Genomic DNA, 17,514 nt, shown 5'->3' with positions numbered 1-17,514 from the left:
CCGGGCCTCGCGGGCAACATCGCGGCGCAACTGAGCGACATTGCGGCGTACGTGAGCGACGTAGCGGCGTACCTGAGCGACGTGGCGGAGAAGCGGAGAAAGGGCGGGACTGTGACGCAGTGGCGGATCGGTGAGGTGATCGACGGCCGGTACGAGGTCACCCGCGTGCACGAGCAGGGCGCGATGGGTCTGGTCCACCGGGTACGGCACCTGCGCTGGGACACCGATCTGGCGGTCAAGAGCCCACGCGCCGATGTGTTCCAGGACGCGGCCGGGCGGGCGCGGTTCGTCGCCGAGGCCGAGGCGTGGGTGTCGCTGGGGCTGCATCCGCATGTCTGCGGCTGCTTCTACGTCCGTACGCTGGATGGTGTGCCGCGGGTGTTCGCGGAGTACGTCGACGGGGGCAGCCTGCGTGACCGGATCGTGAACCGGCGCCTGCACGAGGGCGGACCGCGCGCGGCCCTGGCCCGCGTTCTCGACCTCGCGTCGAAGTCAGCCCGGACGGCCGCCACGCCCTCGCGGGCGGAACCAGCGGCACCCTGTATCTGGTGAATCTTGCTGACGGCACCTCGCGCCAACTGCACGGCGGGGAGCACTCGTTCGTGTGGTCGCTGTGCTTCAGCGCCGACGGCAGACGGGCGCTGAGCGGACACAGCAGCTCGATCCACCTGTGGGACCTGGAGTCCGGCAGCACCTGCCTGCGCACGCTCATGGCGCCACTGCACGGTGTCGAATCCCTGGCCATGAGCACGGACGGCCGCTACGCGCTGTCCGGCGGGCAGGACTTCACCGTGCGCTATTGGGACCTGACCAGGGGCTGCTGCGTACGCACCTTCCGCGGGCGGCGCGGAACGGTGAGCGCGGTGTGGCTCTCGCCCGACGGACGCCACGGCATCTCCGCCGCGCAGGACGACACAGTGCGCTCCTGGCAGCTGCCCGGCCACTACACCGCGCCACCCCAGCTCAGCCGCCCGCTGCCGCCCGCCGAGCTGAACACCCTCGGCGGGCAGGTCGACGCCCTGGTGGGCGAGGCCGAACAGGCCCTGGCCGACGGCAACTTGCCGCGCGCCCTGGGCCGGCTCACCCAGGCACGCTCGACCCCCGGCTACGAGCGCGCGCCCCATGCACTCGCCGGCTGGCGGCGCCTGCAGCGGCGGGCCACCCGGGTGGGACTGCGCTCGGGCTGGCTCGCCCGCGAACTGACCGGGCACGCCGGCTACGTCACCCAGCTCGACCTGTCTGCCGACGGCAGGCTCGCCGCGTCCGCGAGCGCCGACCGCACGATTCGGCTGTGGGATGTCGAAAGCGGGGCCTGCACCGGCGTATTGGAGGGTCACACCCACCTGGTGGAGGAGATCAGCCTCAGCCCGGACGGACAACGCCTGCTGTCCCTGGGCCGCGACCGCAGGGCCGGGCTGTGGGACGTCACCGACGGCGCCTGCCTGCGCGAGTTCGACCCGGACGCGTACGGCTCCGCGATCCGTCTCCTGCCGGACGGCCGACATACCCTGATCGGCGGCCCTGGCCACCGGTTGCGACTGTGGGACCTGGAGGCGGACCGGCAGGTGCGCGCCCTGGAGGGCTTCGACCCGGCCATCAACGCGGTGTGGACGGCCGCCGATGGCCGCCTCGCCGTCTCGGGCGGCGACGACAAGAAGGTCCGCCTGTGGGACCTCGACAGCGGCCGCTGTCTGCGCACTATGACCGGGCACGCCCGTGCGGTGAGGTCGGTGTGGCTGAGCCCCGACGGCCGGCACGCCCTGTCCGGCGGCGACCACGAGGAGCGCACCGTACGCCTGTGGGACACCACGACCGGCGCCTGCCTGGGGACGTTCGCGACCTATACGTCGTCCGGTGCCCGCCTCACCGCCGACGGCGCCTTCGTGATGTGCGACAAGTCGGGCGGCATCGAGATCTGGGACGCCCGCACCGGGCAGGGCGCGCTACGCCTCGACGCGAAGGGACAGGGAATCGCGGCGTTCACACCGACGCCCGACGGGCGTCATGTGATCTCCGGGGACTTCGACGGGACGGTACGGGTGTGGGAACTCGACTGGGAGCTGTCCGTCGACGGGCGGGGCTGAGCCGGGGCATCCGCCTGCTGGGCTGTTCCGTCCGTGCCTGGTGCTCCTTCCGTCCAGCTCACCCCGGCCGGCAGCTCGTGACCGGTGACGCGGAGTCTTCCCAGTAGCTCCAGCACATGCTGGGACGCGGGAGACAGGGCCCGTTCGGCACGGATGACGATATCGAGCCTGCGCTCCACGACCGGGTCCCCGATCGGCCGGTGCGTGAGGGCGGCGAAAATCATCAGCGCCTGAACCAGCGCGGGCAACACGGTCACCCCCAGTCCCGCCGCGACCAGCCCGCCGACAGTGGCGACACTGCGGGCCTCGACGACGCCCGCCACCCGTACATCAGCCTGTGCGAACGCCGCGTCGGTGAAGAACCGCACACTGGAGTCGGCCCCGATGGAAACGAACTGCTCACCGGCCAGGTGGGACCAGCGCAGCTCCTGCCGTTCGGCGAGCGGGTGGCCGGGGGGCACCGCGGCAAAGAAGCGGTCTTGAACGAAGGGCCGGGCGACCAGGCCCTCGGGCAGCTGCCGGGGCACGGTGATCGCCAGGTCGGCCTCGCCGGCCATGACATGGTCGAGCACGCCGCGGGCCAGCCCGTCGAGTATGCACACGTTGATCTCCGGGCGCTCGGAGTGCAGCGTCGAGATCACTGGTGGGAGCAGTACGGCCGCCACGGACGGCAGCGTGGCGATCGTGACCGTTCCGCGCTCCCCGGACAGGTAACGGTCGAGCTGTTTCATCTCCGCGCGGTGGGTGGAGAGCACACGTTCCGCGACCGCCAGCAGCTCGGCTCCCTGGGGTGTGAGTGCCACGTTGCGGGTGTCCCGCACCAGCAACTGCACCCGCAGCGTCCGCTCCAGTTCAGCGACCGTCCGGCTCAGCGCGGACTGCGAAACATGCAGCTCACCCGCCGCGGTGGTGAAACTGCCGGCCCGGGCGACCGCCGCGAATGCCTCCATCTGGCGCAACGACAGATCCATGACGCTGGATTGTAGATCAGCCTGGAATTAATGCGGAGGGGTAGCGCAGAGGGCACAGCAGATGCGGAGCACTGGCAGCTCGCCCGCCAGGCCAGTCCCCCTGCCGGTCCCACTTCCATGGAGCCGAGCCGACATGACCTCACGCGGTGCGACAAGCCGGTGCAGATGCTCCCGCGCCTCGACCTGCGCGGGCCGCAACACAGCCCATCATTGATGCACATTGCTCATGTATTGCTGCAATTTTGTTGCTGGACAGGAATTTCTCCCTCTCGGCATGCTGAGGTTCTCCCCAGCTGCGTCCGGGACGCCATGGCGGAGAAGAGAAAGCACAACATTGCCGAGGGAGCGCGTCGTGCCGGATCCGAACACCGCCGGAAGCGGGCAGTTGAGCGGCCTGAAGGTGGTCGAGTTCGCCCATGTGGTCGCCGGCCCCCTGGCAGGCTCGTTGCTTGCCGACCAGGGAGCCGATGTGGTGCACGTCGAGCCACCGACCACCGGGGACGCCGCCCGCGCCATGGGCCCTCGACGTGACGGGGTCTCCCTGTGGTTCAAAGTCGCCGGACGCAACAAGCGCTCGGTCACCCTGGACCTGCATCGAGCGGAGGGTCGGGCCGTCGCGGAGCGGCTCGTCGCCTGGGCCGATGTCGTCATCGTCACGCTGCGCGCCCGTCGGCTGCGGAGCTGGGGACTCGACTGGGAATCGGTGCACCGGATCAACCCGAAGGCCGTGCTCCTGCAGATATCCGGGTTCGGCGCCACCTCGTCACTCGCTGACGCACCCGGCTTCGGGAAGATGGGAGAAGCCCGCAGCGGCGTCGTCCATCTGACCGGGTTCACCGACGGCCCTCCGGTGCACACCGGTTTCTCGCACGGTGACGCGGTGACCGGCCTGATGGGTGCCTACGCCGTGCTCGCGGCCCTGCACCGCCGCGAACGCGACGCCGATTTCGACGGTGAATGGATCGACCTCGCCCTCTTCGAGCCGTTGTTCCGGCTCGTCGAATGGCAGGTCATCATCCACGACCAGCTGGGGAAGGCCCCCGGGCGGTCCGGGAACCAACTGGCGGTCGCGCCGGCAGCCGTCATCAACACCTACCGCTCCAGGGACAACGACTGGATCACCGTGACCTCCGCGACACCGCGCTCGGTGCGCAATGTGGCCGCCCTGCTCGGGTTGCCCGAAGAGGAGTTCACGACGACCGAGCAACAACATGCGCGCCGCCAGGAGCTGGACGAGGGCCTGCGGAGCTGGATCGCGGCGCGGACGACCCCCGAATGCCTGCGAGAGTTCGCCCGCGCCGAGGTCGTGGCCTCCCGGGTGTTCGACGCCGCGGACATCGCCGCCGACCCCATCTACGCCGAACGCGGCGACATCGTGACTGTCGACGACCCCCAGCTCGGACCAGTGCGGATGCAGGCGGTGCTCCCGCACTTCCGGCAGCAGCCCGGGAAGGTGTGGCGGACCGGACCGGCCCTGGGGCAGGACAACCGACTCGTGTACCACGACTGGCTGGGAATCAGCGAGAAGGAACTGACCGACCTGGAGAAGAACGATGTCGTCTGAGGCCCGCGAGCCACTCCCGGTCCGGCCTCCGCTGCGCTCCCTGCTCTTCGTCCCCGGAACCAGGACCGACTGGTTGCCCAAGGCCCAGGCGGCCGGCGCGGATGCGGTGATCTTCGACCTGGAGGACGCGGTACCCGAAGCGGACAAGCCGCTCGCCCGTGCACACGTGTCCGACACTCTCGCCCTCGCCGCGGAGGACCCCGGGCAACGGACGGCGCTTTTCGTACGGATCAACCCGCTCGACGGCTGGGCGCAAGCGGCGGAGCTCCGCACGCTGGCACGCCCCGGGCTCACCGGACTCATCCTGCCGAAGGTACGCTGCGCCCAGGACATACGGATCGCCGACCGGCTGCTCAGCTGGTGCGAACACGAGCAGGACCTGCCCGAGGGCAGCATCGCCCTGGTCCCCCTGCTGGAGACGGCCCGGGGTCTGCGGGAGGCGTACCACATCGCCAGGGCGGCTCGTCGCATCGCGTACCTGGGCGCGCTCGCGACCTCCGGCGGCGACATCGAAGGTGCAGTCGGCTACCGCTGGAGCCCGGAGGGAACCGAGACACTGACGCTGCGCTCCCGCGTCCTGCTCGACGCCCGGGCGGCCGATGTGCCCAACCCGGTCACCGGGCTGTGGACCCGTATCACCGACCTCGCCGGGCTGCGGGAATTCGCCGTCCAGAATCGTGCCCTCGGCTATGAAGGCATGATGGCGGTCCACCCGTCCCATGTCCCGGTGATCAATGAGGTGTTCTCCCCCACACCGGAGGAACTCACCCGCTACGAACGGCTGATAGCCACGGTGGAGGCGGCACAGGCCACCGGATCGGGCGCCGTGCTGTTCGAGGGCGAGATGGTGGACGAGGCCATGGCTGCCACCGCACGCCGCGCCTTGCTGCTCCACCCGCGGAACCGGCCGGACGCAGACCGGAAGCAAGGCGAACGGCGGTAGTCGGTATCGACGATCGGTCTTGGACTGCCGAGATCCGACGTAGGAGTGTTGAGTCCCCACAACCGCACCCAAGAGGAGCCCATCACCCGCCCAGGGACACCCGAGCCAGGGCTTCGCGACCGATCACTCACCACAGGAATCCGAAATGAGCGATATGCCAACTACCATCCGCTATACCAAACATGGCGTACCCCACGTCACCGCCGACTCTCACTTCGAGCTGGGACGTGGTGCCGGCTATGCGTCTGCGGAGCAGAATCTCGGACTCCTGGCGGACAGGTGGATGACTCTTCGTGGCGACCGTTCTCGCGTGTACGGGCCGGATCGGCTGCTCGAACACGGTCCGATCAAGGGCGTCACCAACCTGCAGAGCGATCTCTTCTGGCGCTACCTGCAAGAATCGGGGACACTGCGGCGGATTCTCTCCCCTTCGGTGTCGTCGGGTCCGTCGGAGCCGGTCCGGCAGATGTGCGACGGCTATGCGGCCGGTTACAACCAATACTTGAGGCACGCCGCTGAGCACGGCATCGACGATCCACGGTTCGACCCTCGGACGTGGCTCATCCCGATCGACACCGAGGACGTCTTCAGGCAGGCCCTGCACTGGAACCTCTTCCGGAGCTCGGTCGCACTGATCCCCCAGATCATCGCCGGCACCGAGGGAGACCATGCCGAGTGGCTGAAGGCCGCTCCGCCGACCGACTCCGTTCCCGAGCAGAGCAACATGCTCGCTCTGGGCGGGGAGGTCACCGCGTCGGGCCGAGGCATGCTCTACGCGAATCCGCACTGGTACTGGTCCGGTCCGGACAGCTTCAGGGAGATGCATCTGACGATCCCTGGAGTGCTCGACGTGTACGGCTCAGTCGTGCCGGGCCTGCCGTTCGTCATGACCGGATTCACCCACCACATCGCCTATGCAGGAACCTCCTCGCTGAGCCCCCGATTCTCGGTCTACCGGCTGGACCTCGACCCGCATCGTTCGACCTCGTATCTCTACGACGGCGCCTCGCGACCGATGTCCGAAGTCACCGTCCAATGCCCCGTCGTGCGAGACGGAGCAGAAGACACCGTGCAGCGCACGTTTCTGAGCACGCATCACGGGCCGCTGCTCGGTGGCGAGCAGTATCCGCGAGACCACCGACATGCCTACTGTATGCGCGAGGTCGGGATGAGTGTCCGCTGGCTCGACCAGCAACTCGACCTGATGACCGCCCAGACGGTTCAAGAGGCGGACGAGCGATCGCAGAAACACCTCGGCGTCGGCTGGCGCAACCTCGCCGTGGCCGATCGGAACGGCGACGTGCTCTATGCCGACCGAACCGCGATCCCCAACGTCTCGGACGCTCAGCTGGATCGGTCACCCACGCTCCATGAGGGCTCCATCATGATGAACGGCGTTCCGGTGGCGGTCCTGGACGGTTCGACGTCCGCCGACGAATGGGCAACGGACCCGGATGCTCCGGTCCAGGGCATCATCGGCGTCTCACGACTCCCCAGGCTCTCGCGCCGCGACTACGTAGCGAACGAGAACGACTCGCACTGGACCAACCATGCCCATATCCGTCTGGAGGGCCACCCGAAGATCGTGGGCAACGAGCGACGCGCGCGCACGCTGCGGACGCGCAGCGGGCTCGCGATGATCGAGCGACTGCTGGCTGAGTCCAGCAGGTCGGTGACCCTCGCCGACCTCCACGCGGCAACGGAACGCGACGAGGTGTGGTCGGCCACCTTGTGGCGTGATGCCGTGTGCTCGGCCTGCGAAGAGGACGGCTCCGAGGAACTCGCCGATGCGGCGCGCGTACTTCGGGCATGGGACGGATGCGAACACATCGACAGCCGCGGCGCGATGTTGTGGCGGCGGTTCTACGCGCACTTCGCCGGCGCTGACAGCGTCCCGCCCGAGCAGTGCTTCTCCGTCCCTTTCCGGGTCGACCAGGCCCTGGCCACGCCCAGCGGCATCAACCTGGAGTACGGAATCGGCGTGCTCAAGGCGATGCGCCGGGCGATGACGGACCTCGACGACATCGGTGCGGACATCGCGGTCGGCAGTGCTCAGTACGTCACCAAGAACGGCCGACCGTACCCGGTCCCTGGCGGCCCGGGAGAGCCCGGCCAGTACAACAAGATCGAGACTGCTCATGGCTTCGTCCGCGGACAGGGCTATCCCGATGTGGTGCACGGAACGGGGTTCCGTCTCTGGATTGGGTTCACCACCACCGGTGTTGAGGCGTACAGCATTCTGGCGTACTCGCAGTCCGATGACCCCAGCTCCGCATACCACGCTGATCAGACCGCGATGCTCGCGTCCGGAGACGTGAAGGCCGTGCGGTTCAGCGAAGAAGACGTGGAGGCCGCCACCATCCGTCGGGTCTCGCTGTAGGGAGACGCCAACAGCGCCGCAGACACGCAGCCCATGTGCGGCAGCCGTGAAGCCGGCGGCATGTGTCACCGCCGTGCATGTCTTCAGGTGCCACAAGGACATATCCATGCGCCGCATCTATGGATCTATGCGAGATTGATGTTGGACACGCACTGATGTGCCACTCAAGATAGAACCCCCTTCCACGGACGGTCGGTGGTGTGCCGTTGGCCGACGGAAAACCCCACCCTCATCTCCGTAAGCAGCGACTACAACGCGGATTTCATCCAGCGGTCAGGGCACCCCGAGAACCGGGCGGCCGCCCCCTGCAAGCGGCCACGGGCAAGAAAGCACCACCCACACCCGGCCCCCTGGGCCGCCTCACCATGTACGGAGTAGCCATGACCGCACCGCCGAAGACGCCCCAGTTGGTTGCCCAGCTCAACGCGCGCATCGACCGATTGCCTCGGATGGGGCTGCGGCTCCCCGTCTTCGCCGTGGTCGGGCTGTCGTACTTCTTCGGGTTCTACGAGATCAGCACCTTCGCCTACACGCTGCCCACGATGCGCGAGGTGCTCGGGTTGACCGGAGCGCAGGTGGCCTACCCTGTCGCCGCCAACCTCGCCGGCTATGCCGTCGGCTCCTACTTGCTCGGCAGACTGGCGGACCTCCGGGGACGGCGCGTGGCCATGATGGTCACGGTAGCCGCCGTCGCCGTCTCCGCCCTTTCCACAGCACTGTCCTGGAACGTCTGGTCCTTGACCGCGTTCCGGTTCCTGTCAGGAGTGGCGACCGGGGCGGAGATCATCCTTGCCGCGACCTTGATCTCCGAGCTGGCACCGGCCAAGAAGCGAGGTCGCTATGTGATGCTGAACTATCTCTGGGGAGCGGCGGGACTCGCCGCCACGCCGTTCATCGCGATATGGCTGCTGGGCACCGGTACCGTCGGCTGGCGCCTGGTCTACGGCGTCGGCGCTGTCGCAGCCCTGCTGATCTTCGTGATGCGTGGCCGTTACCTGCCGGAGTCCCCACGCTGGTTGGTCCTCAATGGACGCGGGGCCGAGGCGGAAGCACTGGTGGTGAGCATGGAGGAGCGGTGCCGTACGCAGCTCGGCCGCGACCTGCCACCGGTGCCGGAGATCCCCGCTGAGAAGACCGATGAGCGGGGAAGCGTCTCGGAGCTGTTCCGGCCTCCCTACCTCCGCCGGACCGTGGTGGTGCTCGGTTTCTGGTTTCTGATGTATGTCGCCAACTACATCTACCTCAGCTACTTCCCGGCCATCCTCATCGACGCCGGCCTGCCCGAGCCCAGCGGATTGCTGTACAGCGGGCTGGGACAGCTGGGCCTGCCCCTCGGGGCGCTGATCGCGTTCGCCGTGGCGGACCGGGTGGAGCGCAAGTACTACCTGGTCGTGGCCACGACACTGTATGCGATCGGCTTCGTGGTCGTGGCGGTGAGTTCCAGTGCCGGGCTGATCACCCTTGGCGCGGCGCTGATCTCGATCATGTTCGCGGCGTGCGCGGTCGCCTACGTCTATACCTCCGAGCTCTTCCCGACCCGTATCCGCTCCACCGGTTCCGCGCTCGGCAACGGCGTCGGACACCTGGGCGGTATGGTCAGCCCATTCGTCGCGATTGCCCTGCTGGACGGGCTCGGCGGCCGCAGCACGCTGTGGGTGATGGCGGCGTTCGTTGCGGCTGCGGCGTTGCTTCTGCTCTGGGGCGGCGTCCGGACCAGTGGTAAGGAACTGACCGAGATCGCGAACTGACCACATCGGGGACCGCGATGGTCACCAGGAAGTGTGACTCATGAGCTGACGCGCGCAGGGCATCAACCGAGCCGCACAACCGGTCACACCACTACACGACTGCACGGCGCCACGGTCGTGCACCGATGATTTGAGGGACGGATGTCCGAGCGAACACTGTCTGTGTGTCTCACCTTCGACATGGATGCGATGTCCAGCTGGATCAACAAGGGTCATCGCAGCGTCGCCACGCTCTCCCGTGGCGAGTACAGCGCCTATGTCATACCGCGCATCCTCGACCTTCTCGCGCGCCACGATGTGACCGCGACATTCTTCATCCCGGGGCATTCCGCTCTGGCCTGGCCCGATCTCATCAAGTGCATCCGCGACGCGGGCCACGAAATCGGTCACCACGGATGGGTGCACGAGCGCACAGAGGGATTCAGCCTGCAACAGGAACGCGACGTCCTGTTGCGCGGATTCGACGCACTTGAGAAGGCGGCCGCGGTGCGTCCGGTCGGCTATCGGTCGCCGTCCTCCGGCTTCGGCGTGAACACGATCACTGCGCTGACCGAACTCGGCCTGCTCTACGACTCCACATGCTGCGCCGCTGATTTCGTGCCCTACTACTTGCGACTCGGCGATGCCTGGTCCGCCGATCAGCCGTACCAGTTCGGAGCACCGTGCGACCTGGTCGAGATCCCGTTCACATGGGTGCTCGACGACTACCCGCACTTCGAGTACGTCCCAGGGTCGAGCGGATACCAAGCATCACCAAGCGCGGTGTACGAGATCTGGACAGCCGAGTTCGACTACGCCATGACGAACTACCCCGGCGGCGTTTTTGATCTCTGCATGCATCCGCAAATCATCGGACGTCCGCACCGCATCATGATGCTGGAACGTCTTATCGAGTACATGTCCGAGCGAGACGTTCGATTCGAGTCAGTCGCCGCCTATGCATCGCGGTGGCGAGACGCAAACCCACTCACCGAATGGGTCGCCTCGAAGCCCGTACAAGCCGCTCCCTACGCCATCACCGAACTTTGACAGATCTTTCGGTCGACCTCGCGCTTTCCTGATGCGGGCTGTCCGACAGGCGGTCAGCTCAGCGAAAGGTTCCTCTGACCAGCGAGAACAGCGAAACGGTCCGCCGACTTTGTCGACGGACCGTCACGCAGGATGGCCGCGGGGACAACGCCTTCTGAGACGACCCGGCAGATCGGCGACACCGGTCTTGAGGGACAGGGGTTGCGTTGTCACAGCGATGCCTGCCGTTCTCCACTGGTTCGATGAACAGGCCGGCTCGGACCGGATCAGCCGACGATTTCCGCCGCCGCCCGCTGACCGCTGTCGACCGCGCCGTCCATCAGCGCGAAGTTGTCGTCACAGGTGTGCTCGCCGGCGAAGTGCAGCGGGCCGACCGGGCGTTGGAGGGCTTTCGCATCGTGGTCGCGGCCCGGGACCCGAGTGGAGTAGGCAGCGCGCACCCACGGGTCGTTGTCCCAGGTGGACAGCAGTGCCCGGGCAGGATCGAGATGCAGGTCCGGATGGATCTGTGCAAGGCGCTGCAGCAGGGCCTGCGGCCCCTGGGCGATCGCCAGCGTGGCCAGGGCGGTGTCCGATCCGACGAAGCAGTTCAGCACAGGATCGGGTGTCGTGCGACCGCGGGTGGCCGACCACGTCCAGAGGAAGTCCGGAACCGAGAGGATCGCGCTCGCCGGCAGCGGCTCGGGCAGTTCCACGGCGATCTTGGCCGCGTGGCCGTACTCGACGGCATCGAGAGCGGCGGCCTTCCAGTCCGGCAGCGCCGGGGTGAACTCGATGTTCCGCCACACGGATGCCGGCACGGTGATCACACAGGTGTCGGCCTCCACGGTGCCGTCGGCGGTGTGCACCCGCACCTGATCGCCCTCCCAAGCGATCGCCCGGACCGGCGTGTTCAGCCGGACCCTGTCGCCCAGCTCCTCGGCCAGCCGCAGCGCGATCTGCTGGTTGCCCTGCTCACCGCGCAGCGCCTGGTTGCCCTCGAACGACGCCGCGTGGTGGGTGAGCAGCACCGCCGAGTCGAGCCGTTCGACCGGCTGGGCGAAGGAGATCTGGATGCGGGCCGCCACCGCATCGCGCACACCCTGCTGGAGCGGGGTCGCCTCAAGCACGTCCCGCACGCTGGCGTACGGCTCGACGTTCTCGGGCTTGACCAGTGCTTCGGCACCATCCACGCACTCCCGCAGGGTGACCGGGATGCCGCCGCGGGGCTCCCGTGCCGAGTAACTCATCGTCGTCGGCGCCAGTTTCACGCCGAGCCGGTCCGCGACGCCGCGCACGGCGTGCTGGTCGTACTCGATACATGCTGGAGTCGCTCCACCGGAGCGACGGGTGGGAAGAGGCGGTGCGCTACGACTTCGAACTGCACCAGGCCCTGATCGACACGATGGGCAGCCTGCGGATGAGCAGGATCTACGAAAGTGTCTCGGCCGAAATCCGGTTGGCCCTCACGCAACTGCGCCCCCTCTACACGTCCCCGGCCCAGATCGCGAGCGAACACCGCACCCTGATCGACACCATCCTCTCGAAGGACGTCCGAGCGGCTACCGAGGCGATACAGGAGCACCTCGACTCCTCGGAGCACGTCCTTCTTGACCAACTCATGAAGTCACATGAGGAGAACGTTCAGTCCATTGAAGGGGCAGGGGTAGGTGACCGGGCCGCCCCTGGCCGTGGCGTTTCCCGCCGACGCCGCCAGTGATAGCATCGTTCCTTACAACGGAATTGGACTCGGTCAAGCCACCACCTGGGCTGACCGACCCGTCCATGACCGCCTCATCGCGCGGGAGATGCCTGAAGTGAACGTCGCAGTGGACCACGGCCGCAGCTCCGCGGCCGGTCAGCCCGCACGTGTCAGGGAACCGGTGACCCGGGCCTTGCAGTTGATCACCTTCATGGTCGACGACGGCAAGCAGAGCTATGGCGTCAGGGACATCGCCGAGGGTCTCGGCATGCCCGCCAGCAGCGTCCACCGGTTGCTTCGCCTGTTGCAGCAAGCCGCGATGATCACTCACGACGAACGGGGCACCTACTCGCTCGCGGCCGAGTTCTACCGGTTGGCGTGGAAGGCCACCTCCGGACACGGGTTGCGCGAGGCCGCGATGCCTCATCTGCGGCGGCTCGTCTCCCAGATCGACGAGACGGCCATGCTCGGCTTGTACGACAGCAGCCGGGAGCAGGTGATGCTGGTCGCCTCGGTCGAATCCACCCAGCAGCTTCGTTACGTCACGGAGTTGCACCAGTGGATGCCGTTGACACATGGCTCCACCGGACTGGGCATCTTGTCGTTCCTCCCCGAGCCGACCCGCGAGCAGATCATCTCCGCCGAGCTGGCCGACGCTTCGTCCGAGGAGCTGGCCCAACTGCGCACGGACGTCGATCAGACCCGGCGTCGTGGCTACGCCGTCTACCGGCGCCACCACGAGCCGACGACAGTCGGCATCTCGGTGCCGATCTGGGATTCCACCGCCCATGTGGTCGGCGATGTGTTCGTCGCCATGCCGGCCAGTCGTTACCAGCCCCGCCGCGAGCACACTCTGGCCGAGTCGGTGCAGATCGCGGCGGGGCATGTCACGCGGTCGATCGGCGGGCGGGTCGACGAGGCACTTCCTCTTGGGAGTTCCTCGTGGCGGCCCTACTGCTCGGCGCTGCAGGGCTGACCGTTCTCCGGCCCGCGGGCGGTCAGCCGCGTGAGCGCGACTCGGGCGGCCCGGCGAATTGGCGCAGCTCACCGAAGTAGGCGGCGCCGCCGGGGATCCGGCTCTCGACGGCCATGGCGACGATCTGCTCGGCGTCCAGTGCCAGTTGCTTGAACTCGATCGAGATCGCCTGATCCGTCGCGGTGATCACGGCGTACTCGGCGACGGCCCGGTACTCGCCCGATGCGGCCGCATCGGGAAGGTCGCGGGCATCGGGCAGCCAGGCCGGCCACGGGTACCGGATCGGCGCGCGGCCGACGCTCCCCACGTTGACCAGCGTGATGTCACGGTGCTTGCGCAGCATCTGCTGGTGTGAGTGCCCCGAGGCCAGCACGCTCGCCGAGCTTGCGCCGATCAGCTCGTCGATGTCGCGCGGGCGGGTGTCGGGGAGGATGAAGTCGTAGTTGTGGCGGGGCGAGCCGTGGAAACACAGCAGGCTGTGCCCGGCGGCGAGCGGCAGCTCGGCCGTCAGCGGCAGCCCGCCCAGGTAGGCGAGATCGTCGTCGGAGAGCTGGGCGCGTACCCAGGCCAGCGCTTGCACATGTTGGTCGCGGACGGGCCCCAGCCGCCGATGGCGCAAGGCAGGTTCGCGCTCCACGGCGTGCGGGTCGGCCAGCCACGTGTCACCGTTGCCGGCGACGACGGTCGAGCACACCTCGCGTATGCGCTTCAGTGTCTGCCGTGGGCAGGGGCCGTAGGCGATGTCGCCGAGGCAGGCGATCTGATCGACGCCGTCGGCGCGCAGCGCGTCGATGGTCGCTTCGAGGGCGACCGTGTTGCCGTGGATGTCGGAGATCAGGCCGATCTTGGGCATCTCAGTGCTCCGTCTCACGGGTCGCGACCAGCGCGGCGTCCACCGCGGCGAGGGTGACTTCCAAGTCGTCGGCGGTGTGTGCGCTGGAGGTGTACCACTTGGCGCCGGGGTTGACGAAGACGCCACGGCGGATGAGCTCGATGCCGAACCGTCGGCCGGCGCCAAGATCGGCACGCGTGTAGGAGGCGTAGTCGGTGATCGGGTGCTCGCCGAAGACCGGCTCGATCATCGGGTCGGGGCCGATCACCTGCAGCGGGACCGACCGTCGGCGGGCGATGTCGGCGATGCCGGCCCGCAGCCGGCGTCCGTGCTTGTGCGCCCGGTGCAGCGCGTCGGTGGTGGTGAGCACACGCAGCGTCGCCAGTCCCGCCGCGGCGGCCAGCGGGTTGCCGTTCAGAGTGCCGCTGAGCCAGATACCACCGTGCTCTCTGGCCCGTCCCGGGGCGGCGAGCTCCATGACGTCCTTGCGTCCGGCCACCGCGGCCAGCGGCAGGCCGCCGCCGAGGATCTTGCCGAGGGCGCACAAGTCCGGGGTGACGCCGTAATGCGCCTGCGCCCCGCCGACGCCGAGGCGGAATCCGGTGACCAGCTCGTCGAAAATCAACATCGCCCCGGCCGCGGAGGTGAGCGACTTCAGCTCGGCCAGGAAGCCCGGCGCCGGTTCGACGGCGCGCTGCACCGGCTCGATGATCACCGCCGCGACCTCGTGCTCCGTCAGCAGTCGTGCCACCGCGGCGGCATCGTTGAACGGAGCGATCAGCACCTCGTCGGCGGCGTGGGAGGGGATGCCGGCGGAGTCGGGCTGCGGGATCGGGCTGCCGACCATCTCGGGCTTCATGCTGTGCAGCACTGCGTCGTGGTAGCCGTGAAAGCCGCCCTCGAACTTGATGATCTTGGATCGGCCGGTGAACGAGCGGGCCAGGCGCAGCGCGTAGAACGTGGCCGAACTTCCGTCGCCGAGCAGCTTCACCGACTCGGCGCACGGCACCAGGTGGCAGACGCGCTCAGCAAGCTCGATGGCCGGTTTGTTGAGCACGTACGAGGTCGTGGCCCGCGACACCTGCTCGCGCAGCGCGTCGAGTACCTCGGGATGCCCGTGCCCGAGCACCATCGGCCCGGAAGACAGGACGTGATCGACGAACTCCCGGCCGCCCAGGCTCGTCAGCCGCGACCCTTGCGCGTGATCGAGCACGAAGTCGATGTCGTCGGCGAGCTTGAACGTGCCGAACCCGCCGCCCGCGATGACCGTCCTGGCGTGTGTGAGCTGCTCGCGGTCGAGAGCGGCGGTCTCGACGGCCGCTGCGGCCAGTGAGGTATTCACTCGGTGTCCTTTCAGCCGCGCTGGGCGGCGAGCCGCTTCAGCGCGGGAACGAGATCGTGGGCTGCGGTGCTGAGTTGGTGTTCGATCGACTGCAAGGTCGCGAAACGCAGGATGAGTGTGCGGGCTCCTGCTTCGACGAAGCCTGCGAGCCACTCCAGGCACGCCTGAGCGCTGCCGGCGAAGAAGCCGGGCCGTCGGTGCGCGAGTTCGTCGGGCCGGCAGCCGTAGTAGCGGGCGCAATAGTCCCGCAACTCAGCCTGCTCGCGTGGCGATTCACCGATCAGGAGAGTCGGCACGAACGCCGCCGAGAGCGCGTCGCCGGGTCGGCCGCAACTGGCCGCCTGCTGCTGTATGTCGTCCCACCCGTCCCGGAATCGTGCTGCCTCTTGCAGGTAGGGCATCCAGCCGTCCAGCCGCTGTGCGATCAAGCGGCGTGTGCGGGGGCCGGTGCCACCGATCCAGAACGGCGGGCCGCCGGGTGTTGACGGCCGGGGCTGGAGGTCCAACGGCCCGGACAGGGTGGTGAATCGGCTCTGGGGCAGGACGGCCGAGTCGGCGGCCCACAGTTGGCGGCACACGGTGATCGCGTCCTCCATCCGGGAGAACGGGCGATCGGCCTCCAGGCCCACTGACGCGAACTGCTCGGTCAAGCCCGGGCCGGGTAGCCCGACCCCGGCGCCCAGGGTGAGCCGTCCCGGCGCGAGTCGCTCCAGTGAGGCCAGGGTGTAGGCCAGCAGGACCGGGTGTCGCAGGGCGGGGATCAGCACCGAGGTGCCGAGGTGCATGTGGGGCAGCCGGCCGGCCAGCGCGGCCAGCAGCGACAGGCCGTCGAGTCGTGCGCGGCCGACCGGCGAGTCGCTGACCCACACCGAGTCGTACCTGCTCACCGCGGCCAGATCGGCCAGCGTGAGCAGGCGCTCGGCGCCGAGATCGCCGATCACCGCAAGTTCACGGGACGGCAGGAGGTACCCGATACGCACCAGTTCATCACCGTGCGGTTCGGACGGCGGAAGGTGGGAGGAGACGGCAGCGACTCCTGACGGCAAGGACGACAGAGACATGAAATGTATTCCCTTATACGGAATCTATATCCCGTTTTACGCTAACTATGGCTGACGGCCCAGGGCAACCGGTCCGTCGAGAGATCTGAGAATGACCGCGTGCCGGAAAGCACCTGTGGACCGCGCGGGCCGCAATGCGGCACGGTGGGTCGGCCTTGCCGTAAAGACCCGGCCCGATCCTCAATGAGGCAACGGCTCACCGTTCCCGGACATGTTGATGCCCGGCACCAGGCCCGTTCCGGCGGACGGCAGGTGGGCCAGATCGTTCACACCGTCGATCCACCACACCCCTGCCGCGTGGCTGAGGCTGGTGATCGATGCGTTGTCCAGCCGAAAGGGGTACGGGCCCCACGGCATGCGATCCAGTACCCGGGCGAGCACGGCCTGGACGAACCCGCCATGGCTGACGCAGATGACCCGCTGTCCCGGGTGCCGCGAGACCAGGCGCCGCAGAATCGCGTCCGCCCGTCGGGCGAGTGCCTCGGAGCCCTCGCCCGACGGTGGCAGATCCCAGCGGGGACGCGCCAGCCATTGGGTCCACACCGCGCTGTGTCGCTTGCTCACCTGGTCGGCGGTCAGTCCCTGCCAGTCGCCCATCCCGATCTCGCGCAGGAGCGGCTCGGCCGCGAACTCCACGCCGGTCCGGTCGGCGACAGCAGCCGCCGTCTGCCGCGCTCGGCGCAGATCGCTGACGTACCCGGCATCGAAGTGCTCGGCGCGCAACCGATCCGCCAGAGCCGCGGCCTGGCCGACGCCGAGATCGCTGAGCGGTGGATCCAACTGCCCCTGAAAGCGGGCCTCCCGGTTCCAGACCGTCTCACCGTGGCGCACGAACACCACAACCGTCGGGTCTACCGCCTGATGGAGCGACGAGGCGCTATGCACAGATATTCCTTTCAGGAG

General features: G+C 68.1%; 15 protein-coding genes. 9 read left to right on the top strand and 6 right to left on the bottom strand.

The features are described 5' to 3' along the window. Positions 1-51 precede the first annotated feature (51 nt). Both ACWEKM_RS19990 and ACWEKM_RS19985 read left to right on the top strand, forming a co-directional pair. Positions 52-552 (top strand): hypothetical protein, encoded by a 501-nt coding sequence (locus tag ACWEKM_RS19990; RefSeq protein WP_451622513.1) that lies wholly within the window; start codon positions 52-54, stop codon positions 550-552. Continuing rightward, the gene (locus ACWEKM_RS19985) at positions 549-2,084 is read left to right on the top strand and encodes a WD40 repeat domain-containing protein (RefSeq protein WP_451622512.1); all 1,536 of its coding nucleotides are present in this window, start codon (positions 549-551) and stop codon (positions 2,082-2,084) included. The genes ACWEKM_RS19990 and ACWEKM_RS19985 overlap by 4 nt, the downstream gene beginning before the upstream one ends. Here the strand turns inward: ACWEKM_RS19985 and ACWEKM_RS19980 are convergent. Beyond that, positions 2,003-3,055 (bottom strand): LysR family transcriptional regulator, encoded by a 1,053-nt coding sequence (locus ACWEKM_RS19980; protein ID WP_451622511.1) that lies wholly within the window; start codon positions 3,053-3,055, stop codon positions 2,003-2,005. The two genes, ACWEKM_RS19985 and ACWEKM_RS19980, sit on opposite strands and share 82 nt — an antisense overlap. A 352-nt stretch (positions 3,056-3,407) precedes the next feature. Here ACWEKM_RS19980 and ACWEKM_RS19975 point away from each other — a divergent pair, with 352 nt between their 5' ends. From ACWEKM_RS19975 to ACWEKM_RS19955, 5 genes are all read left to right on the top strand, one after another. Beyond that, a complete protein-coding gene (locus ACWEKM_RS19975) occupies positions 3,408-4,619 on the top strand; it encodes a CaiB/BaiF CoA transferase family protein (RefSeq protein WP_451622510.1) in 1,212 nt (403 codons plus the stop codon). Continuing rightward, the gene (locus tag ACWEKM_RS19970; protein WP_451622509.1) at positions 4,609-5,562 is read left to right on the top strand and encodes an HpcH/HpaI aldolase/citrate lyase family protein; all 954 of its coding nucleotides are present in this window, start codon (positions 4,609-4,611) and stop codon (positions 5,560-5,562) included. The genes ACWEKM_RS19975 and ACWEKM_RS19970 overlap by 11 nt, the downstream gene beginning before the upstream one ends. Before the next feature lie 145 nt (positions 5,563-5,707). Beyond that, positions 5,708-7,942, top strand: a complete 2,235-nt coding sequence (locus ACWEKM_RS19965; protein ID WP_451622508.1) for a penicillin acylase family protein — start codon at positions 5,708-5,710, stop codon at positions 7,940-7,942. 380 nt (positions 7,943-8,322) lie between these two features. After that, positions 8,323-9,690, top strand: coding sequence for an MFS transporter (locus ACWEKM_RS19960; RefSeq protein ID WP_451622507.1), 1,368 nt, complete (start codon positions 8,323-8,325; stop codon positions 9,688-9,690). Positions 9,691-9,870: 180 nt separating this feature from the next. Continuing rightward, complete coding sequence (locus tag ACWEKM_RS19955; protein WP_451622506.1) at positions 9,871-10,719, top strand: polysaccharide deacetylase family protein; 849 nt, start codon at positions 9,871-9,873, stop codon at positions 10,717-10,719. A 266-nt stretch (positions 10,720-10,985) separates the two neighbouring features. On the opposite strand, the gene ACWEKM_RS19950 is transcribed toward ACWEKM_RS19955, so the two are convergent. Then, positions 10,986-11,996 carry a flavin monoamine oxidase family protein gene (locus ACWEKM_RS19950; RefSeq protein WP_451622505.1) on the bottom strand — a complete coding sequence of 337 codons (1,011 nt, stop codon included), beginning with the start codon at positions 11,994-11,996 and terminating at the stop codon, positions 10,986-10,988. Between the two features lie 23 nt (positions 11,997-12,019). Here ACWEKM_RS19950 and ACWEKM_RS19945 point away from each other — a divergent pair, with 23 nt between their 5' ends. Together ACWEKM_RS19945 and ACWEKM_RS19940 are read left to right on the top strand one after the other, a co-directional pair. Beyond that, positions 12,020-12,418, top strand: a complete 399-nt coding sequence (locus ACWEKM_RS19945; RefSeq protein WP_451622504.1) for an FCD domain-containing protein — start codon at positions 12,020-12,022, stop codon at positions 12,416-12,418. Positions 12,419-12,515: 97 nt separating this feature from the next. Continuing rightward, positions 12,516-13,376, top strand: coding sequence for an IclR family transcriptional regulator (locus ACWEKM_RS19940; RefSeq protein WP_451622503.1), 861 nt, complete (start codon positions 12,516-12,518; stop codon positions 13,374-13,376). Between the two features lie 22 nt (positions 13,377-13,398). On the opposite strand, the gene ACWEKM_RS19935 is transcribed toward ACWEKM_RS19940, so the two are convergent. The 4 genes from ACWEKM_RS19935 to ACWEKM_RS19920 all read right to left on the bottom strand — a co-directional run bounded on the left by ACWEKM_RS19935 (position 13,399) and on the right by ACWEKM_RS19920 (position 17,496). Further along, a complete protein-coding gene (locus tag ACWEKM_RS19935; RefSeq protein ID WP_451622502.1) occupies positions 13,399-14,229 on the bottom strand; it encodes a metallophosphoesterase family protein in 831 nt (276 codons plus the stop codon). Between the two features lies 1 nt (position 14,230). Next, entirely contained in the window at positions 14,231-15,550 is a 1,320-nt protein-coding gene (locus tag ACWEKM_RS19930) for an aspartate aminotransferase family protein (RefSeq protein WP_451622501.1), read from the bottom strand. Positions 15,551-15,561: 11 nt separating this feature from the next. Next, positions 15,562-16,611 (bottom strand): LLM class flavin-dependent oxidoreductase, encoded by a 1,050-nt coding sequence (locus ACWEKM_RS19925; RefSeq protein WP_451622500.1) that lies wholly within the window; start codon positions 16,609-16,611, stop codon positions 15,562-15,564. Positions 16,612-16,791: 180 nt separating this feature from the next. Continuing rightward, a complete protein-coding gene (locus ACWEKM_RS19920; RefSeq protein WP_451622499.1) occupies positions 16,792-17,496 on the bottom strand; it encodes a histidine phosphatase family protein in 705 nt (234 codons plus the stop codon). Positions 17,497-17,514: the final 18 nt, after the last annotated feature.

The organism is Streptomyces sp. NPDC004752, from assembly GCF_053601275.1.
This window is presented reverse-complemented; position numbering and strand designations above follow the sequence as displayed.

Coding starts and splice junctions, on each gene's coding strand:
- ACWEKM_RS19980 (WP_451622511.1), bottom strand. CDS start 3,055: ATGGATCTGTCGTTGCGCCAGATGGAGGCATTCGCGGCGGTCGCCCGG.
- ACWEKM_RS19970 (WP_451622509.1), top strand. CDS start 4,609: ATGTCGTCTGAGGCCCGCGAGCCACTCCCGGTCCGGCCTCCGCTGCGC.
- ACWEKM_RS19965 (WP_451622508.1), top strand. CDS start 5,708: ATGAGCGATATGCCAACTACCATCCGCTATACCAAACATGGCGTACCC.
- ACWEKM_RS19960 (WP_451622507.1), top strand. CDS start 8,323: ATGACCGCACCGCCGAAGACGCCCCAGTTGGTTGCCCAGCTCAACGCG.
- ACWEKM_RS19955 (WP_451622506.1), top strand. CDS start 9,871: ATGGATGCGATGTCCAGCTGGATCAACAAGGGTCATCGCAGCGTCGCC.
- ACWEKM_RS19945 (WP_451622504.1), top strand. CDS start 12,020: ATGCTGGAGTCGCTCCACCGGAGCGACGGGTGGGAAGAGGCGGTGCGC.
- ACWEKM_RS19935 (WP_451622502.1), bottom strand. CDS start 14,229: ATGCCCAAGATCGGCCTGATCTCCGACATCCACGGCAACACGGTCGCC.
- ACWEKM_RS19925 (WP_451622500.1), bottom strand. CDS start 16,611: ATGTCTCTGTCGTCCTTGCCGTCAGGAGTCGCTGCCGTCTCCTCCCAC.